Origin of the sequence: Chryseobacterium sp. R2ACT005, from assembly GCF_049949215.1 — a bacterium.
Taxonomy (GTDB): Bacteria; Bacteroidota; Bacteroidia; order Flavobacteriales; family Weeksellaceae; genus Chryseobacterium.
The window spans coordinates 5,128,078-5,144,737 of record NZ_CP188192.1 but is presented as its reverse complement, the minus strand read 5'-3'; the positions used below and the strand labels follow the sequence as shown (position 1 = coordinate 5,144,737).

The following is a 16,660-nucleotide window of genomic DNA, read 5'->3' as shown; positions in this document are numbered from 1 at the left end:
ACAGAATGCGATGCAGTGAAGAATCTTTTGTACTGAAGATTTCTCAATCCTCTTCACATTCAGAATGATAAATTGAAATTACTTTTAAAAATATTTTTTGTGCTGTTCTGCGTTTTTACACAAGCGCAGAAAAAGCAGTATTGGCTGATTGATACAGAAACCAATGTCAGGAAAAAAGTAAAAGATTCTACTTCCGCAGTAAAGTTTCTGGATTCATTAGCTCAGAATAATTATTTCTTTACCAAACTTAAGGATGTAAAAGTAAAGGGTGACAGCACTGAAATTTTCTTTGACAAAGGCAAGAATTTCAATGAAACCTATGTAAACCTTACTGATTCTCTTGTTCAGAAGCTAAAGATTCAGAAAGATTTTTTCACTAAAAACTTAGATTCCACCAAGAAAAGCATCAACAAAACTTATATTGATGACGGATATTCTTTCAGCAGAATCAAATCCAAATATAAGGGACAGAAAAACGGCTACCCCATCGTAGAACTTGACATTAACAAGAACGATAAAAGAACGATCAATAATTTTGTCGTAAAAGGATATGAAAAAGTTCCTAAAAGATTCATCAAAAATCTTGAAAAGGAATTTAAAGGCAAAAACTACGATGATAAAAATCTTTTGGCCATCAATAAAACATTTCAGAGCCATCCTTTTCTGACTCTTGAACGGCAGCCGCAAACTTTATTTACAAAAGACTCTACAAGTATTTACCTGTTCCTGGAAAAGAAAAAGACCAATACTTTTGACGGAGTAATCGGTTTCGGGAATGACAAAACCTCCAAGTTTACGTTAAACGGAACCATGAATGTAAATTTCAGGAATATGTTCAACGGTTTTGAAACCGTCAATTTATACTGGCAGAGAAACCCGGATAGAGGGCAGACTTTCGATCTTCAGGTGGATATCCCATATCTGTTCAAATCGAATGTCGGGATGAATGCAAAAGTGAATATCTATCGCCAGGATTCTACATTTGCCAATGTAAAATTCCTGCCTGCCTTCTATTACCATATCAACAACCGTAACAAAATAGGTTTAAGGGCAACTTTGGAATCCTCTACCATTATTGACACGCTGTATGTGCAGGGGAAAGATTATAACAAAAAGGGACTCGGAGTATGGTTTGAAATGACAGAGCCTACTGATATTGACCTTTTCCTTTATAAGACAAGGATCAATGCTGGTTACGATTTTTTAACAACCACCTATTCTAAAGACAATATCAAAGCCAACCAAAACCAGTTTTATTTCTTTGGAGAACACAATTACCATATCTCCGGAAACCACTTCCTGAACATTAAGGGAGAAGGTGCCATGATGGATTCTAAAGTAGAGTTCACCACCAACGAATTATACCGTTTCGGGGGCTGGAACTCCATGCGGGGATTCAATGAAAAATCACTGGCAGCCGATTTCTACTATTATGGAAGTCTGGAATACCGGTATCTGATTGGCAGTCAGGCATTCTTCGACATCTTTGGACAATATGGACAGCTTAATAATAAATCACTGAATGTAAGGCCCAAACTCTACAGTGTCGGACTCGGTTTCAATTTCTTCATTCCTATCGGTCTGATGAGCTTTCAGCTGTCTAATGGTAACGAGTTTGGAAATCCTTTTAAGTTTAATGATACCAAAATTCACTGGGGAATCCTGAGCAGGTTTTAAAAAAGAAAAGAAGAAGGAAGCTGGAAGATAGAAGTTATCGGAGTCTTGGTTTCGCAATTTATTTCTTTCATAAGACCGAAGTTTTTTCAAAATTTATTACTAAGGATTGCAAGAAGTTGACAACACCACAGTAACTTCCAGCCTCGCTCTTCCAGCTTCCTACCTTATAGTAATACTTATAGAATAAAACAAAAATTCCCATACAAAGGATATTTTTCATTTTACCTTTCTATTAACTCTTCATGTTAAAAAATATTAAATCGTATTTTTATTTTAATACATCATTAAAGTACAGGTAACAGTGCTCCGCTAAATTTGCCTTCAAAAAAAATGAAGAAGACTCTAGCTACTTTTGCCGTTTTTTTACTTCCTCTATATTTTTCCGCACAGGAAATCAATATTTCCGGAAATGTAAAATCAGAAAACGGCTCTAGTGTTTCCGGTGTAAACATCACTGATAAAAATACAGGAAAGACTGCCACTACAGATGAAAATGGTAATTTTACCATTTCTGCAAACCCGAAAGACATTCTTGAGTTTTTTGCTCCTGATTTTTCTGTTTATACCGTTGAGGTTTCTTCAAAAAAACAGTATTCTGTTGTCTTAAAAAAGCCAAACGAAAAGCAGATTGAAGGGGTTGTCATCACCGCATTAGGTATTGCCAAGAAGAAAGAAAAAATCGGTTATTCTACCCAGGAAGTGGGAACCAAACAGTTTGAAACCATTACAACACCGAGTATTGGTAATTTATTCTCAGGACAGGTTGCCGGTCTGAGTGTTTCCAATCCGACAGGAATGCAGCAGGCACCACAATTTACCTTGAGAGGAAATTCCAATGTAGTTTTTGTGATTGACGGAGTAATTGTAGAAAAGGAAGTTTTTCAGAATTTAGATCCAAACAATATTGAGAATATCAATGTACTGAAAGGTGCCACCGCTTCTGCACTGTATGGTTCAAGAGGCCGTTACGGAGCCGTTTTGATAACAACAAAAACAGCTAAGAAGAAAGGATTCTCTGTAGAGTTTTCTCAGAACACCATGATTACGGCAGGATTTACCAATCTTCCAAAAACCCAAACGGAATACGGAAACGGATCTCATGGAAAGTACGAATTCTGGGACGGAGCCGATGGCGGGGTGAATGACGGGGATATGATCTGGGGACCAAAATTCGTTCCTGGTTTACAAATTGCCCAATGGAACAGCCCGATCAGAGATAAAGTAACAGGACAGGTAGTTCCATGGTATGGAGCAGTGACAGGAACTCAATATGATAATAAATCAAGGTATGAAAGAGTTCCCATTGACTGGAAATACCACGATAACTTAAGCACATTCTTAAAGCCTGCGGTTATCAACAACAATAATTTCGCCATAAGCTATAGAAATAATAAAGATATCTACAGGTTTTCAGGAAACTTCATGAACTACGATGACAGAGTTCCGAATTCTTATCTTCAAAAATATGGGCTCAACTTTTCGTCTGAAAACCATTTGGGGGATAAATTAATCTTTAATACGAAATTCAATTTCAATCAGGCTTTTACGCCTAATGTCCCTAACTACGATTACAACCCAAGCGGACATATGTATACCATTCTGATCTGGATGGGAGGCGACGTAGATGGAAAGGCACTGAAAAATCATATGTGGATTCCCGGACAAGAAGGAAGAGCACAGGCCAACTGGAACTATGCATGGTACAACAACCCATGGTTCGGCGCTGAGTATTATAAAAATCAGAACAGAACGAATATCATCAATGCTCAGACAGGATTAGAATATAAGGCTACTCAGGATCTTTCAGTAAAAGGGAAAATATCCCTCGTGGAAAACCACAGCAAAACGGAAATACTAAGTCCTTATTCTTATTTCAATTACAGTGCGCCAAGAAGTGGAGGATATATTCTGAAAGATAATAAAACATGGAATCTTAACTATGATGTTCTGGCTACTTACAAGAAAAAGATATCTGAAAACTTTGATTTCACAATCAATGCCGGAGGTTCAGCTTTTTATTTCAAAAACAATAACAATGAAAGATCTACGGACGGATTGAGAACTCCTGAAGTATACACATTTGAAAACTCTATCGGAGCGCTTAAAAATTATACCTATCTGAAGGAAAAGTTGATTTATAGTGCTTATTCAACGATTGATATCGGATTGTACAACGCTTTCTTCATCAATATTTCAGGACGTAATGACTGGTCTTCTACCCTTCCTAAGGCCAACAGATCTTACTTCTACCCTTCTGCATCCATCAGTGCTGTTATTTCAAACCTGGTAAAATTACCTGAGTCTATCAATATGTTGAAGCTTTCTGCTTCATGGGCTAAAGTGGCGTATGATTTCCAGCCTTATTCCATCAGAAATTATTATCTGAATAATGAGGGAATTACATTCAACGGAAATCCTACTTCTTATTATCCTACCACGCTGAATGTAGAAAACTCTCTGAAACCTGAACAGACAAAATCTTATGAGCTAGGATTAAGTGCCGGCTTCCTGAACAACAGGATTACTTTAGATGCTACTTATTTCAGAACATTAGATTATAATAACATTCTTGAATTCCCGGCTGCTGAATCATCAGGTTTCACTTCACAATATGTAAACGGAAATGAATATACTACGAAAGGATTTGAAGTTTCGTTAGGTTTAGTTCCCATAAAAACCTCTGATTTCACCTGGAAAACCTTGATCAACTGGAGTACATATGAGCAAAAGCTTACTTCCATTTATGATAATATGCCGAACTACAAAAATATTAAGTTAGGCGAAAGAATGGACAGTTATTATGACTATACATGGCAAAAGTCTCCGGACGGAAAAGTAATTCTTGATGCCAATTCAGGAATGCCGACAAGAGCCAATACCCCAAGTAACCTGGGACATTTCAATCCGGACTGGACTTTTGGTTTCAACAACACGTTTAAATACAAAAAATTCTCTTTAAATATAGGAATTGATGGAAGCATCGGAGGTGTGATGAGGTCGCAGGTTGTTGAGAAGATGTGGTGGGGAGGAAAACATCCTAATTCTGTAGCGTACAGAGATCTTGAATATGCCAATCCGGGAACATATTATTTTGTGCCGGATGGAGTTAATTACAATCCTGCTACCGGTCTTTATACTCCGCACACAAAAGCTATCAGTTTCCAGGACTGGGCACAGAATTATCCATACCAGGCAAGGGTAACGCAGGATGAAAGTGAAGAGTTTGCCAACGTTTTTGACAGAACTTTCATCAAGCTGAGATCTGTAGTATTGGAGTATGATTTTTCTTCGCTGCTTAATCCGAAAGGGATGGTGAAAGGTTTCACTGCCAATATTTCTGCCTACAACTTAGCCATGTGGAAAAAATCGAAGAACCTTTACTCCGATCCGGATTTCCAGATCAGATCAGGTAGAAGTGGAGATATCGCTAATGATATCCAGGATCCGTCCAGCAGATGGTTCGGAATCGGATTTAATCTTAAGTTTTAACTAAAAAGTACGTCAAGACAATGAAAAATAATATAAACAATATAAAAGGGCAAAAGGGTAAAACGGCAAAGTGGCTGATGAGGTCTCTATTTGCGGCAGGACTTCTGACACTGGCTTCATGCGAAACCAGCCTTGATACGATCAATGAGAACCCTAATGACCAGGCAAGCATTGATCCGAAAAACCTTCTTACTTACGTTGAAAAATATACATTTCAGGTAAATGGTGAGAATATGTATGCGTCAAGAATGATGATTGGTACTGATGGTGAGAATTCATACCAGTATATGAAATGGAATGATGCTTCTTTTGAAGTTTACACAAAAGGCCTCTTGAATACAGGAAAAATGATGCAGGAAGCAGAAAAGAGAGGAAATAAAAATTATCTGGCAATCGGAAAATTTTTGAGAGCTTATCATTTCTTCAATATCAGCTTAAAAGTAGGAAGCGCTCCCTATTCTGAAGCTGCTAAGGGTGAATCAGGAATTACACAGCCTAAGTATGACACTCAGGAAGCGATTATGTCCGGAATTTTATCAGAATTAAAAGAAGCCAATGATCTCATTAATACCAATGATAAAATTGAGGGTGACATTGTCTACAACGGAGATGCTTTGAAGTGGAAAAAACTGATCAATTCTTTCCGTCTGAAAATTCTGATCACTTTATCTAAAAAAACTACGATAGGAAGTTATAATATTGCTACAGAATTTGCATCTATTGCAGGAAGCCAGTCTTTAATGACCTCCATTGCAGATAATGGTGAACTTAAGTTTGCTGATGCTGCCGACAGCAGATACACAATGTTTAACAACAGCGGATATGGTTCCAGCTTATATATGGCGGATTATTTCATCAATATGTTCAAAGACAGGCATGATCCACGTTTGTTTACTTTTGCTGCACAGACTACAGGAGCTAAAGAAGCAGGAAAAGCTATTACTGATTATACAGCATATAACGGTGGAAATCCTACTTCTCCATATTCTGACAATGCCGCTCTGATCACGGCTAAGAATATTTCCAAAGTAAACGATCGTTTTTATAAAGATCCTACCAATGAACCTGCTTCTGTATTAAGTTATTCAGAACTTGAGTTTATCCTGGCTGAAGCTGCTGCAAGAGGCTGGATTTCCGGATCTGCAAAAACACATTACGACAATGCAATCAAAGCCAGTTTCAATTTTTATCAGACTTATGTGAAAAATCCGGGACAATATTTCTCAGGATTTGATGTGAATCAATATCTGGCAACGCCTTTAGTAGTTTATAATAATGCTGATCCTCTACAGACACAGTTGGAAAAAATCATGACTCAAAAATACATGACGATGTTTCACCAGGCACAATGGACTTCTTATTATGATTATCTGAGAACCGGATATCCAAACTATCCTTTAAAAGCTGGAGTTGCTGCACCATTTAGATTCAGATATCCACAGTCTGAGTACAACTATAACAGCAGTAATTTAAAATCTGCTTTAGCTGCTCAGTATGGAGGGAATGATAATATTAACTCTAAACCTTGGTGGTTACAATAGAAATCTGATTAATTTTATATAAAACAAAGAAACCGCAGGAAAATCCTATTAACTTGCGGTTTCTTTCTTATTTCGATTGAACATGAACAGAAGAGAATTTTTAGAAAAATCAAGTCTTTTATTAGCCGGATTGGGAACTTCAAGTGTTCTGCATCCTTCCATTTTAAAAGCTTTAGCCATTGATCCGGCTGCCCAGTCTACATTTTATGATGCAGAGCATGTTGTAATCCTGATGCAGGAGAACCGTTCATTTGATCATGCATTCGGTGCTCTCAAAGGAGTGAGAGGTTTTTTAGATAAAAGAGCCTTTGTAAAACAGGATGGGCACTCCGTTTTCTTTCAAAAGAATGATGACGGGAAATATGCATCCCCAGCCCGCCTGGATTTAAGAAATACCAAATCAACCTGGATGAGCTCACTGCCTCATTCATGGGCTGATCAGCAAAAAGCACTGAACAAGGGAAAATACGACCAGTGGCTTCAGGCTAAAGCTTCAGGAAATAAAGATTACAAAAATATTCCGCTGACATTAGGATATTACAACCGTGAAGATCTTCCGTTTTATTATCAGCTGGCAGATGCATTTACCATATTCGACCAATATTTCTGCTCTTCACTTACCGGGACTACTCCAAACAGATTATTTCTATGGTCCGGAACGTTGAGAGCGCAGCAGAACGGAAAGGTAAAGGCTAATGTTGTGAATGAAAATATTGATTATGACAAAGCAAGGCAGGCCAAATGGAAAAGTTTCCCGGAAATTTTAGAACAACAGAATGTTTCGTGGAGAATTTATCAGAATGAAATCAGTCTTCCAAAAGGAATGTCCGGAGAACAGGAAGCATGGTTAAGTAATTTTACCGATAACCCTATTGAATGGTTTTCAAAATTCAACGTTAAATTTTCAAAAGGATATTATCAGAATATTCCTAATATCATAGCGTATCTGAAGCAGGAAATTGAAAAAAATCCTCAACAGAAAGAAAGGCTGGAAACTATGCTCGCTGAAGTTCAGGAAGATCAGGTGAAATACCATCCGGATAATTATTCAAAACTTTCAAAAGAGGAAAAAAACCTTCACGAAAAAGCCTTCACCACCAACTCCAATGATCCTGATTACTGGAAACTGGAAATCGGAAAGGATGAAAACGGAGAAAGGCTGGTTGTTCCTGAAGGTGACGTACTGTTTCAGTTCCGAAAAGATGTGGAAGAGAAGAAACTCCCGCTGGTTTCCTGGCTGGTAGCTCCTGAACATTTCTCAGACCACCCGGGATCACCATGGTATGGCGCGTGGTATATTTCTGAAGTTCTGAATATTCTGACCAAAGATCCTGAAACCTGGAAAAAAACCATATTCATCATCAATTATGATGAAAACGACGGATATTTCGATCATGTACTCCCTTTCGCGCCACCCGTAAATCCAAGCCAGCCTGTTGATATGAACGGCAAAGAAGGCGTGGAATATGTGGATCAATCTCAGGAATACATGAGCAATCCTTCTTTAAAAAATTATGAAAAAATCGAAGGAACCGTTGGATTGGGTTACAGGGTTCCAATGATCATCGCTTCCCCATGGACGAAAGGAGGATTTGTAAATTCCGAAGTATCGGATCACACTTCTGTACTGCAGTTTCTGGAGAAATTTATCATGAAAAAATTCAAAAAGGATGTGCATGTTGACAATATCAGTGACTGGAGAAGAGCGGTATGCGGTGATCTTACGTCTGCCTTCAATTCTTCCAGTGTAAAAGTTCCACAAATAAATTATCTGGATCAGAAAGACTATGCTAAAACCATCAATGCAGCCAAAAACAAACCTGTTCCTGATCTGAAATGGTATTCTGAAAATGAACTTAACGGTAATTTACTTGAAATTCAGGAAAGAGGTCTGAAGCCATCAAATCCGCTTCCGTATCATTTCCATGTCAATTTAGAAGGTGAACAGATAAAAATGTCCAATTTAAAAGAGAATGGCGTTCCGCTTTTGGTGTATGACAGGACTCAATTCGACAGTAAGGATTATTATTTTTCATATGCCTTATATTCAAAGCAGGAATTATCCCATGCTGTACATTCCGGAGCTTATTATTATGAAATTTTCGGTCCCAATGGCTTTTTCAGGAGATTTCAGGGAAGTATTTCACCAGAAATGGAGATAGTTTTAGAGAATATGACCGCAAAAAACCAAGTGGAACTGACTATAAGAAATAACAAAAAGAAAAATTTCTCCATCAATCTGGAAGATTTGTACACAAAAAATAAAAAAACAATTTCTGTACAAAAAACAGAAGAAAAAATAATTATTGATCTTGATAAATTTAAAGGCTGGTATGATTTGAAATTAACGTCAGATGAATGTCTGTGGCATTTTGCCGGAAGAGTAGAAACGGGAAAGGTTTCTGTTTCTGATCCACACTGGGCATAGAAAAACGCTTACAATTTAATAAAAACCTGTACCAAAAACGTACAGGTTTTTTTGAGTTATTCTTTAAATATAATGCATTACATAGTGCAAATAAGCAATAATATAAAAATTATAATATATTTTTTTCACAATGCACTGAATTTTGTTATATTCACTTAACTAATTATTTGCATCATGAAAAAACTAAATTTAACTATTGCAATGTCTGTATTTGCATTGGCTCTATCCGGGAATCTGAGCGCCCAAGACCTCGCTGCAGATAACCATACGGTTACCATTTCTATTCCCGAAGTTGCATTGGTAGATATTGAACCATCTGCCACCAAAAACATTACCCTTGAGTTTACAGCACCTACTGAAGCAGGAAATCCTATCGTTCCAGCAACAGCCAACACTACTTTATGGCTTAATTATTCATCCATTAAATCTGTTGCAGATCCTACCCGTAATATAAGTGTAACCATGAATGCTATCATTCCCGGAGTTGATCTTCAGGTAACAGCAGCAGCAGCTACCGGAGCAGGAGCAGGAACATTGGGAACATCTGCAGGTCTGTTGACTTTAAGCGCTGCCAACCAGACTATCATTTCAGGAATCGGAAGTGCTTATACAGGAAATGGTGCCAACAACGGACACAATCTTACGTACGCAATTGCTGCAGGAAGTGGTCCTGGAGGGGTAGCAGCCTACGCAGATTTACAGGCAACAGCCACTGTAGCAGCTACCGTTACTTATACGATATCCGACAATTAGAATTTAAATAAAATTTTATTCTCTATTCCAAAAACAAGAAGAAGTTGTCATTCAGTTTCTTCCTGTTTTTGTATTACTCATCATTTAACTCCAAACTTTACATAATGATAAAGCGTATTCTTCTGTTGATCACCTTGATTTTGCAGTTTAGCTTTTTACATGCGGGCATTGTGATTCTCAATGGACTTACACATTCTTACAAAATTGAAAACGGAAAGGTTTACAAGGGAAAAGTAGCCATTGAAAACACAAGCAATAATCCTCAGAGTGTAAAATTATTTTTACAGGACTTTGCTTACCAAGCTGACGGAACTATCAATTATTCGGCTTTGCGTACAAATAAACGGACCAATGGAGAATGGATTAAACTCAATACCAACCTGATTACCCTGAAAGGTAAGGAGAAAACTGAAGTTTTTTATGAGATTACAGTTCCCAATCAAAACAGAGATCCCGGAAGCTATTGGAGTGTCATTATTGTAGAACCGGTAGAGGATATAAAGCCCAGCGACAGTAAGGCAGGAGTGAACATCACCTCTGTTATACGTTACGCGATTCAGGTCATTACAGATTTTGAAACAGAAAAGGCCAAACCGGACCTTAAGTTTGAAAGTGTAAAAGTAGAGAAACAGGAGGGAAAGCAAACCGTGAAGATTACTGTAGCCAATAATGGTAATCTTTACTGTAAACCGACAACAGCCATTGAAATTTATAACCGTAAAACAGGTGAAAAAATAGGAACGTATTCAAGTTTAACGATGGGACTGCTGCCTGACACCTCCAAAACATTTTACATCGATATCAGTAAAATACCGCCGGACAAATACAAAGCCGCCATAATAGCTACGGATGAAGAGGAGAATGCATTTGCACTCAATGTGGAATTAGAAGTAAAAAATGATTAGAACTTGGACTATATTTATTATCATATCATTATTCCCGATATTTATTTTTTCTCAACAGCAATCGAACCGATTGTCCAGTAAAAAAGATAGTATATTACCGGGAATGTCAACTTCTATTCCTTTTACATTAGAAAATAATTCGGATGAAAACAGGACTTATGAGATATCAGTTTCCACTTCAAGTCCGTCTATAACACCCATTTTAGCAAAAGGAGAATTTCAGATTGCTGCCCGTGAAATGTCAGCTTATCTGGTTCCTTTGCGTATTGCAACGGAAACGAGCCAGGGAAATTATTCTGTAACATTGAACATTACTGACCGCAATAACGGAATATCCTTTACAAAAACATCAAAAATAACAGTTTCAGGAAATAGAAATATTTCCCTGACTCCTCTGAATTCACCTGAGTTTGTAAGGGCCGGAGAAACGATCCGGGCTTCTTTTCTCTTAAAAAATAATGGTAATATAACAGAGGATATTCATCTTGAAAGTAAAAATGCCATTCTTGACAATAATACTTCATTAGTACTGGAACCCAATGAATCAAAAATCATTACAATACACAAAGTAACAAACCCTGAACTCAGTCAAAATGAATTTCAGAACCTTAATCTTTCGGTATACTCAAAAGGTAATCTTAAGGAAGTTCAAAATGTTTATGTAAGTACTCAGATTATATCCGTAAAACCATCTGAAAAAGATATCTACCACAGACTTCCTGTTGCCGTTTCATTATCTTTTATCGGAATGCAGAATATGGGGGTTTACAATGATGGCTTTCAGGGAGAAATTTATGGGAAAGGGACTCTGGATAAAGACAACAAAAACCAAATCGAATTCCGGGCGGTAACCCACAATCCTGTAGATCTCAATACATTTACCCAATATGAAGAATATTTTGTGAATTATAAACGGGATAAGTTTTTTATTCATCTTGGTGATAAAACGTATTCTTCATCTTATTTAACGGAGTTTGCAAGATATGGCCGCGGGGCAGAAATCCGCTATGATTTTAACAAATTCAGTCTGGGCGGCTTCTATAATCATCCAAGATTTTTCAGAGATATTAAGGATGAATTTAACCTTTATTCCAGTTTCAAAATCTGGAAGGAATCAGAAATTTCGGTCGGATATCTTTACAAAACTCCAAGAAAGGAGGAAATCCGATATGGAGATCTAAGGCTGGATTCGGATGCACATCTTCCTTATGCTAAAGGAAAATTCAAGATATCAAGAAACATTAATGTATCTGGAGAATTGGCCTACAGTACCACAAAAAAAACGGATGGAACAGCTTACATGCTTCAGGCTGATGCTATTTTTGAAAAATTCAACGGAAGTTTAATGTATGTAAAAGCAAGTCCGGAATTTGCAGGATATTTTACGAATACAAATACCTTTAACGGGAACATTAGCTACAAAATTTCCAGAAAGCTCAGTGCTTTTGTCAACTACACACAGGATGTTAAAAATTTCCAGAGAGATACGCTGTTTTTAGCAGCTCCTTACAGACAGTATCTGCAATATGGAGTACAATATAAATACCGCTCCAATGGATCTGTTATCGTTAATAGCGGTTATCAAAAGTATCAGGATCGTTTAGAACCAAAACAGTTTGATTACTATGAACGTTTTTTCAAAGTGAGTATTGATCAGCAGCTCGGGATGTTTCAGGTTAATATTGAAGGACAGTTTGGTAAAACAGACAATTATCTGACAGGTTTCAGCGGGAATTCAAGTTTTTATTCTGCCAATCTTTCATTTCAAAAATTCAGGACCTATTTTAATGTATTCGGAAGCTATGCTATCAGCTCGAGATACCAGCTGCAGAACCAGAAACAGCTCTATTATGGGGCAAGAATTTACAGTCGTTTTTCTGATAAGGCTAGTTTAAGTATTTTTTATCAGAACAATTATATGCCGGAAGAATATTTTAAAGACAGAAATTTATTTGAACTTCTCTTCCACCAGCAGCTGTTTCCCGGAAATGAAATTGATCTTTCCGGCAGATATTCATTGCAGAGGGGAGAAATTGGGGATAAAGATTTTATATTCTCCATGCGTTATACCTGGCGTCCCAATGTTCCGGTACAGAAAACCGCTGAATATATTTCTTTATCCGGAAATATCAGTAATCTTGGAATAAAAAAGACGGAAGGGATAAGACTCATGTTGGGAAGCTACCTTTCAGTTACCGATCAGGAAGGAAATTATTTATTCAAAAATGTGATTCCCGGAAATTATTTTCTGGAAATCGACCGTTCAACAACTGAGATCAATGATATTCCCACATTGGCTATTCCGGCAGCTCTTTCTTTAAGTAATAAGGAAAATATTTTTAATTTCGGATTAACGACAGCGGCTAATGTTCAGGGTCATATTCAGTTTGTAGAAACAGAAGATAAAGATCAGACCGGACTTACTGAACTGCTTGCTAAAAAAGAGAAAAAGAAGAAAGAAAGTATTATTATAGAAGCTACAGGTAAGGATCAGATCTACCGTAAAATATGCTTTATAGGTGAAGATTTTGATTTTACTTACCTCAGACCCGGAGACTGGACCGTTAAAGTCTATCGCAATGGTCTTGATAAACGTTATAAAGTCTCGAACGACAAATTTCAGTTTACGCTTAACCCTTCGGAAACAAAAAAATTAAATATTCATATTGTCAAACAGCAAATAGAAATAAAATACCAGCAGGAATCCTTAAAGGTAGGATATAATGAAATAAAAAAGAAAAAATGATTTTGATCCGTTCCCTATTGTTATTAGTGTTTTTCATCTTCTCGGGCGTATTCTATTCCCAGACTACTGTTACGATGACTTTACCTATCGTAACTTTAATGGATATAGAACCTACAGGAAGTTTTACGCTCAATTTTACAGCTCCTACCGAAGCAGGAAATGCTCTTGGTAATCCAACACCCAATACTTCCAAATGGGTCAACTATACCTCTGCAATTGCACCCGGAGGGCTTACTAGAAAAATTACAGCATCTGTGAATAAAGTTATTGCAGGAGTCAATATAAGATTACAGGCAGCTGCCGCTTCCGGAGCTGGAGGCGGAACATTAGGAACTTCCTCAGGACAGGTTACCCTTACGACGACTCCTGTTACAATTATTAGTGGCATTGGAGGTGCCTACACAGGAAATGGTGCCAACAATGGCCATGCGCTCACTATTTCTCTAACGACCAATACTTATGCTAATTTACATGCACAGGCCAATACAGCAATTGTCATCACCTACACCATCACAGAATAAAATTGAAAAATGAAAGTCTACAGCCACTTTTTCAGGGAAATCCTCTTAAAAAAATATCTATATGTTATTCCTTTAATAATAAGTAGTTATTTGACAGGCCAAACAATAACTGTAGGTGGAAGTAACTGGACAGTAAGCGTACCTTCTATTACCGAAGCAGGGACAAACTATGCCGGAACGTATCAGAGCGCTACTAATTTGATAACATTATCAGGAACACTGCCAGGATCTTTTCTAAATCTGCTCACAAGTGGGGCGGCAAGAATAAGCATGCATCATACTCCTACCACCTGGAACAGCAATCTACACCTTTATGCCAAAAGAAGTGGCGGGACAACCAGTATCAGTGGACTTTGCCTTGGCTGTACTGCAACAATCAATGGTGGGACAACCTATGTAGAAATACCACAAGCTGTAGATACAGCATTCTTTACAATAAATTTTTCGGGAATTTTGGGATTGGGTAATAGTGTTACTTTTTCAGGCATTAATGGACAATTACAAATAAGTGGTGTTTCTGTAATCGTTCCTGCAACAACCTATAACACGCAAATAGTTTTCACAATAGGTCCCAATTAAAAATACTCCAATACTAATCCAGCTAAAGACATAATCAGTCAATTTATATCTAAAAAAGCAATCCTTTTCAAAATCAGAAAAGGATTGTTTTTTTATTGTATTTAAAACTAATTAATGTTTGGCCCACCAAAGAGGAGTCAGTACAGCATCTGCACCACCAAGTAACTGTACAGCCTTATCATATCCAGGCTGATCCGTATTTCTGAAAGTACTTGGATATCTTAATCTCTGAGGGAAATTCTGAATAGAATTCGTCATATAATTCCCTGAACTCAGATTAGGAAGGTTTGCCAATGGAGTTTCGATGGCAGGATTTTCAAAAAACGGCAGTCCAAGCCTTCTCTGATCACTCCAGGACTCTAACGGTAACCAAGGCATATTGGCAATATATTTCTGGGTAATAATCTTTGTCAGTTTATCATTCTTTACCGATCCATTTTTATAAATGGTATTTACAGGATATTTAATGTCTACCGAAACTAAGTTCCCGCTTACAGGATCTTTATATTTCATCGTATGACTTACTCCCGGTTCTGTAATATGACTGTAAGAAACAGAAGTCCCATCACGGTTATAATCTGTTGAAGCAATATATTGACCATAGAATTGTGAAACTCCATTATAAGCAAAACTTTCCTGAATTCCTTTATTATATGCCGCTTCATCACTCATTGGAACAGCCCAGCCTTTCAATGCCGCTTCCGCCAAAAGGAAATAAGTTTCCCAGCTTGCAAAAAATATTCTTGAATTCGTACTTTCCCGGTACTGCTTACCCAAAGCCGGCATACATCCTACTACATTTCTCAAGCCGTTTCTCTGTCCTTTTACCCCCCAATTTCCAATGGTATAGGCATTCCAGGTATTTACTGTATTTATTGTTACTTTAGAGTTATCTTCAAATGTAAGATCTCCATGATTGGTAGTTGCCTGATTGGTATAAGTGGGATATAATGAATAAACCGGGCTTGTAAGATCACCCGGAATATAGAACGTTTTATACGCTCTCGGATCAATTTTATTGGGTAGTCCATCCAACCAATATCCTGCACTAGGATCGTTGGTCATTGTGGTGAACTGTTGATCATACTTTATGCCAACATAGTCAGATGCCTTAACTGCTGTATGTTGAGCTGCAGGTAATTGCTCTGTGGAACTTACTCCTCCTAAACCAATGTATAAATTATTAAGGGTTGCTGACAAGATTTGGGAGTTCCATTCTCTGGACATTACACCTGTTAAGGCATCCCAACCCGATTTTTCAGCCACTTTAAAATTATCTGCACTTGTAGCAATAAACATATTTGAATTGGCAGCTGCTTCAAATTCTGTTTTTGCTTTTGAAGGATCTACTTCAGCAATTCTCATAGCAATTCTCATCCTCATAGAGTTGGCATACTTTACCCATTGCGTCCAATTAAATCCATACACCATATCATGGGCATTAGCATTTGATGGTGCTCCTTGGGTTGTGTCCATTTTTGCGACTGCATCTTTTAATTCTTCTAAAATAAAATAATACACTTCTTTTTCAGAATTAAAAGTAGGATTCGTTCCCTGAAAAGCCTGAATAGGTTGAGGTCCGAAATTATCCGAAAATTCACTCATTAAATAAGCTCTCCAAATTCTGGAAACCTGAATGACATTGTCATAATAAGGTTTTCCTTGCCCGGCCGCCTTTTTTTCATTAGCCAATTGAATAGCCGCATTCGCATTATTCAGCCAATCTGAAACGTATTTCCAATATTCGGAAGTCCAGGAATCGTCGTAAGTTCCACCTGCAATTCCTGTTGATAAATGCTGTCTCGCTGCCGTTTTCCAGTATAGAACAAAAACACGTTCTGCAATATTAGGATCCTGCTGAGCACCAAGAATTGAGTTATTTAAGAAATATTCAGGTTCTGCCTTATTAGCGTCTACGGCAAATGGGTTATTATTGATGTCTTCAAAATCATTGCATGAAGTACATAGTAAACCGATGGTAAAAAATGATAAGATATATTTTTTCATTGAGTCAGTTTTTA

The 16,660-nt window shown here is 37.4% G+C and carries 10 protein-coding genes; 9 read left to right on the top strand and 1 reads right to left on the bottom strand.

Going from position 1 to position 16,660, the window contains the following annotated elements:
• The first annotated feature begins 99 nt into the window (after positions 1–99).
• From ACPF63_RS23570 to ACPF63_RS23530, 9 genes are all read left to right on the top strand, one after another.
• Positions 100–1,677, top strand: a complete 1,578-nt coding sequence (locus ACPF63_RS23570; RefSeq protein WP_228408894.1) for a hypothetical protein — start codon at positions 100–102, stop codon at positions 1,675–1,677.
• 330 nt (positions 1,678–2,007) lie between these two features.
• Positions 2,008–5,166, top strand: a complete 3,159-nt coding sequence (locus ACPF63_RS23565) for a SusC/RagA family TonB-linked outer membrane protein (RefSeq protein ID WP_426481514.1) — start codon at positions 2,008–2,010, stop codon at positions 5,164–5,166.
• 20 nt (positions 5,167–5,186) lie between these two features.
• On the top strand, positions 5,187–6,707 hold the full coding sequence (locus tag ACPF63_RS23560) for a SusD/RagB family nutrient-binding outer membrane lipoprotein (RefSeq protein WP_426481513.1): 1,521 nt from the start codon (positions 5,187–5,189) through the stop codon (positions 6,705–6,707).
• 82 nt (positions 6,708–6,789) lie between these two features.
• Positions 6,790–9,135 carry a phosphocholine-specific phospholipase C gene (locus ACPF63_RS23555; RefSeq protein WP_426481512.1) on the top strand — a complete coding sequence of 782 codons (2,346 nt, stop codon included), beginning with the start codon at positions 6,790–6,792 and terminating at the stop codon, positions 9,133–9,135.
• A 174-nt stretch (positions 9,136–9,309) separates the two neighbouring features.
• Positions 9,310–9,888 (top strand): hypothetical protein, encoded by a 579-nt coding sequence (locus ACPF63_RS23550; protein WP_426481511.1) that lies wholly within the window; start codon positions 9,310–9,312, stop codon positions 9,886–9,888.
• 104 nt (positions 9,889–9,992) lie between these two features.
• Positions 9,993–10,793, top strand: coding sequence for a WxL protein host-binding domain-containing protein (locus ACPF63_RS23545; protein WP_426481510.1), 801 nt, complete (start codon positions 9,993–9,995; stop codon positions 10,791–10,793).
• A gap of 103 nt (positions 10,794–10,896) precedes the next feature.
• The gene (locus ACPF63_RS23540; RefSeq protein WP_426481509.1) at positions 10,897–13,539 is read left to right on the top strand and encodes a hypothetical protein; all 2,643 of its coding nucleotides are present in this window, start codon (positions 10,897–10,899) and stop codon (positions 13,537–13,539) included.
• Positions 13,536–14,060: a hypothetical protein gene (locus tag ACPF63_RS23535; RefSeq protein WP_426481508.1), complete on the top strand. Its 525-nt coding sequence runs from the start codon at positions 13,536–13,538 to the stop codon at positions 14,058–14,060. The genes ACPF63_RS23540 and ACPF63_RS23535 overlap by 4 nt, the downstream gene beginning before the upstream one ends.
• Positions 14,061–14,150: 90 nt before the next feature.
• Positions 14,151–14,639 carry a hypothetical protein gene (locus tag ACPF63_RS23530; protein WP_139348583.1) on the top strand — a complete coding sequence of 163 codons (489 nt, stop codon included), beginning with the start codon at positions 14,151–14,153 and terminating at the stop codon, positions 14,637–14,639.
• A gap of 111 nt (positions 14,640–14,750) precedes the next feature.
• On the opposite strand, the gene ACPF63_RS23525 is transcribed toward ACPF63_RS23530, so the two are convergent.
• Complete coding sequence (locus ACPF63_RS23525) at positions 14,751–16,646, bottom strand: SusD/RagB family nutrient-binding outer membrane lipoprotein (RefSeq protein WP_426481507.1); 1,896 nt, start codon at positions 16,644–16,646, stop codon at positions 14,751–14,753.
• Positions 16,647–16,660 lie beyond the last annotated feature (14 nt).

Coding starts and splice junctions, on each gene's coding strand:
- ACPF63_RS23565 (WP_426481514.1), top strand. CDS start 2,008: ATGAAGAAGACTCTAGCTACTTTTGCCGTTTTTTTACTTCCTCTATAT.
- ACPF63_RS23560 (WP_426481513.1), top strand. CDS start 5,187: ATGAAAAATAATATAAACAATATAAAAGGGCAAAAGGGTAAAACGGCA.
- ACPF63_RS23555 (WP_426481512.1), top strand. CDS start 6,790: ATGAACAGAAGAGAATTTTTAGAAAAATCAAGTCTTTTATTAGCCGGA.
- ACPF63_RS23550 (WP_426481511.1), top strand. CDS start 9,310: ATGAAAAAACTAAATTTAACTATTGCAATGTCTGTATTTGCATTGGCT.
- ACPF63_RS23545 (WP_426481510.1), top strand. CDS start 9,993: ATGATAAAGCGTATTCTTCTGTTGATCACCTTGATTTTGCAGTTTAGC.
- ACPF63_RS23540 (WP_426481509.1), top strand. CDS start 10,897: ATGTCAACTTCTATTCCTTTTACATTAGAAAATAATTCGGATGAAAAC.
- ACPF63_RS23535 (WP_426481508.1), top strand. CDS start 13,536: ATGATTTTGATCCGTTCCCTATTGTTATTAGTGTTTTTCATCTTCTCG.
- ACPF63_RS23525 (WP_426481507.1), bottom strand. CDS start 16,646: ATGAAAAAATATATCTTATCATTTTTTACCATCGGTTTACTATGTACT.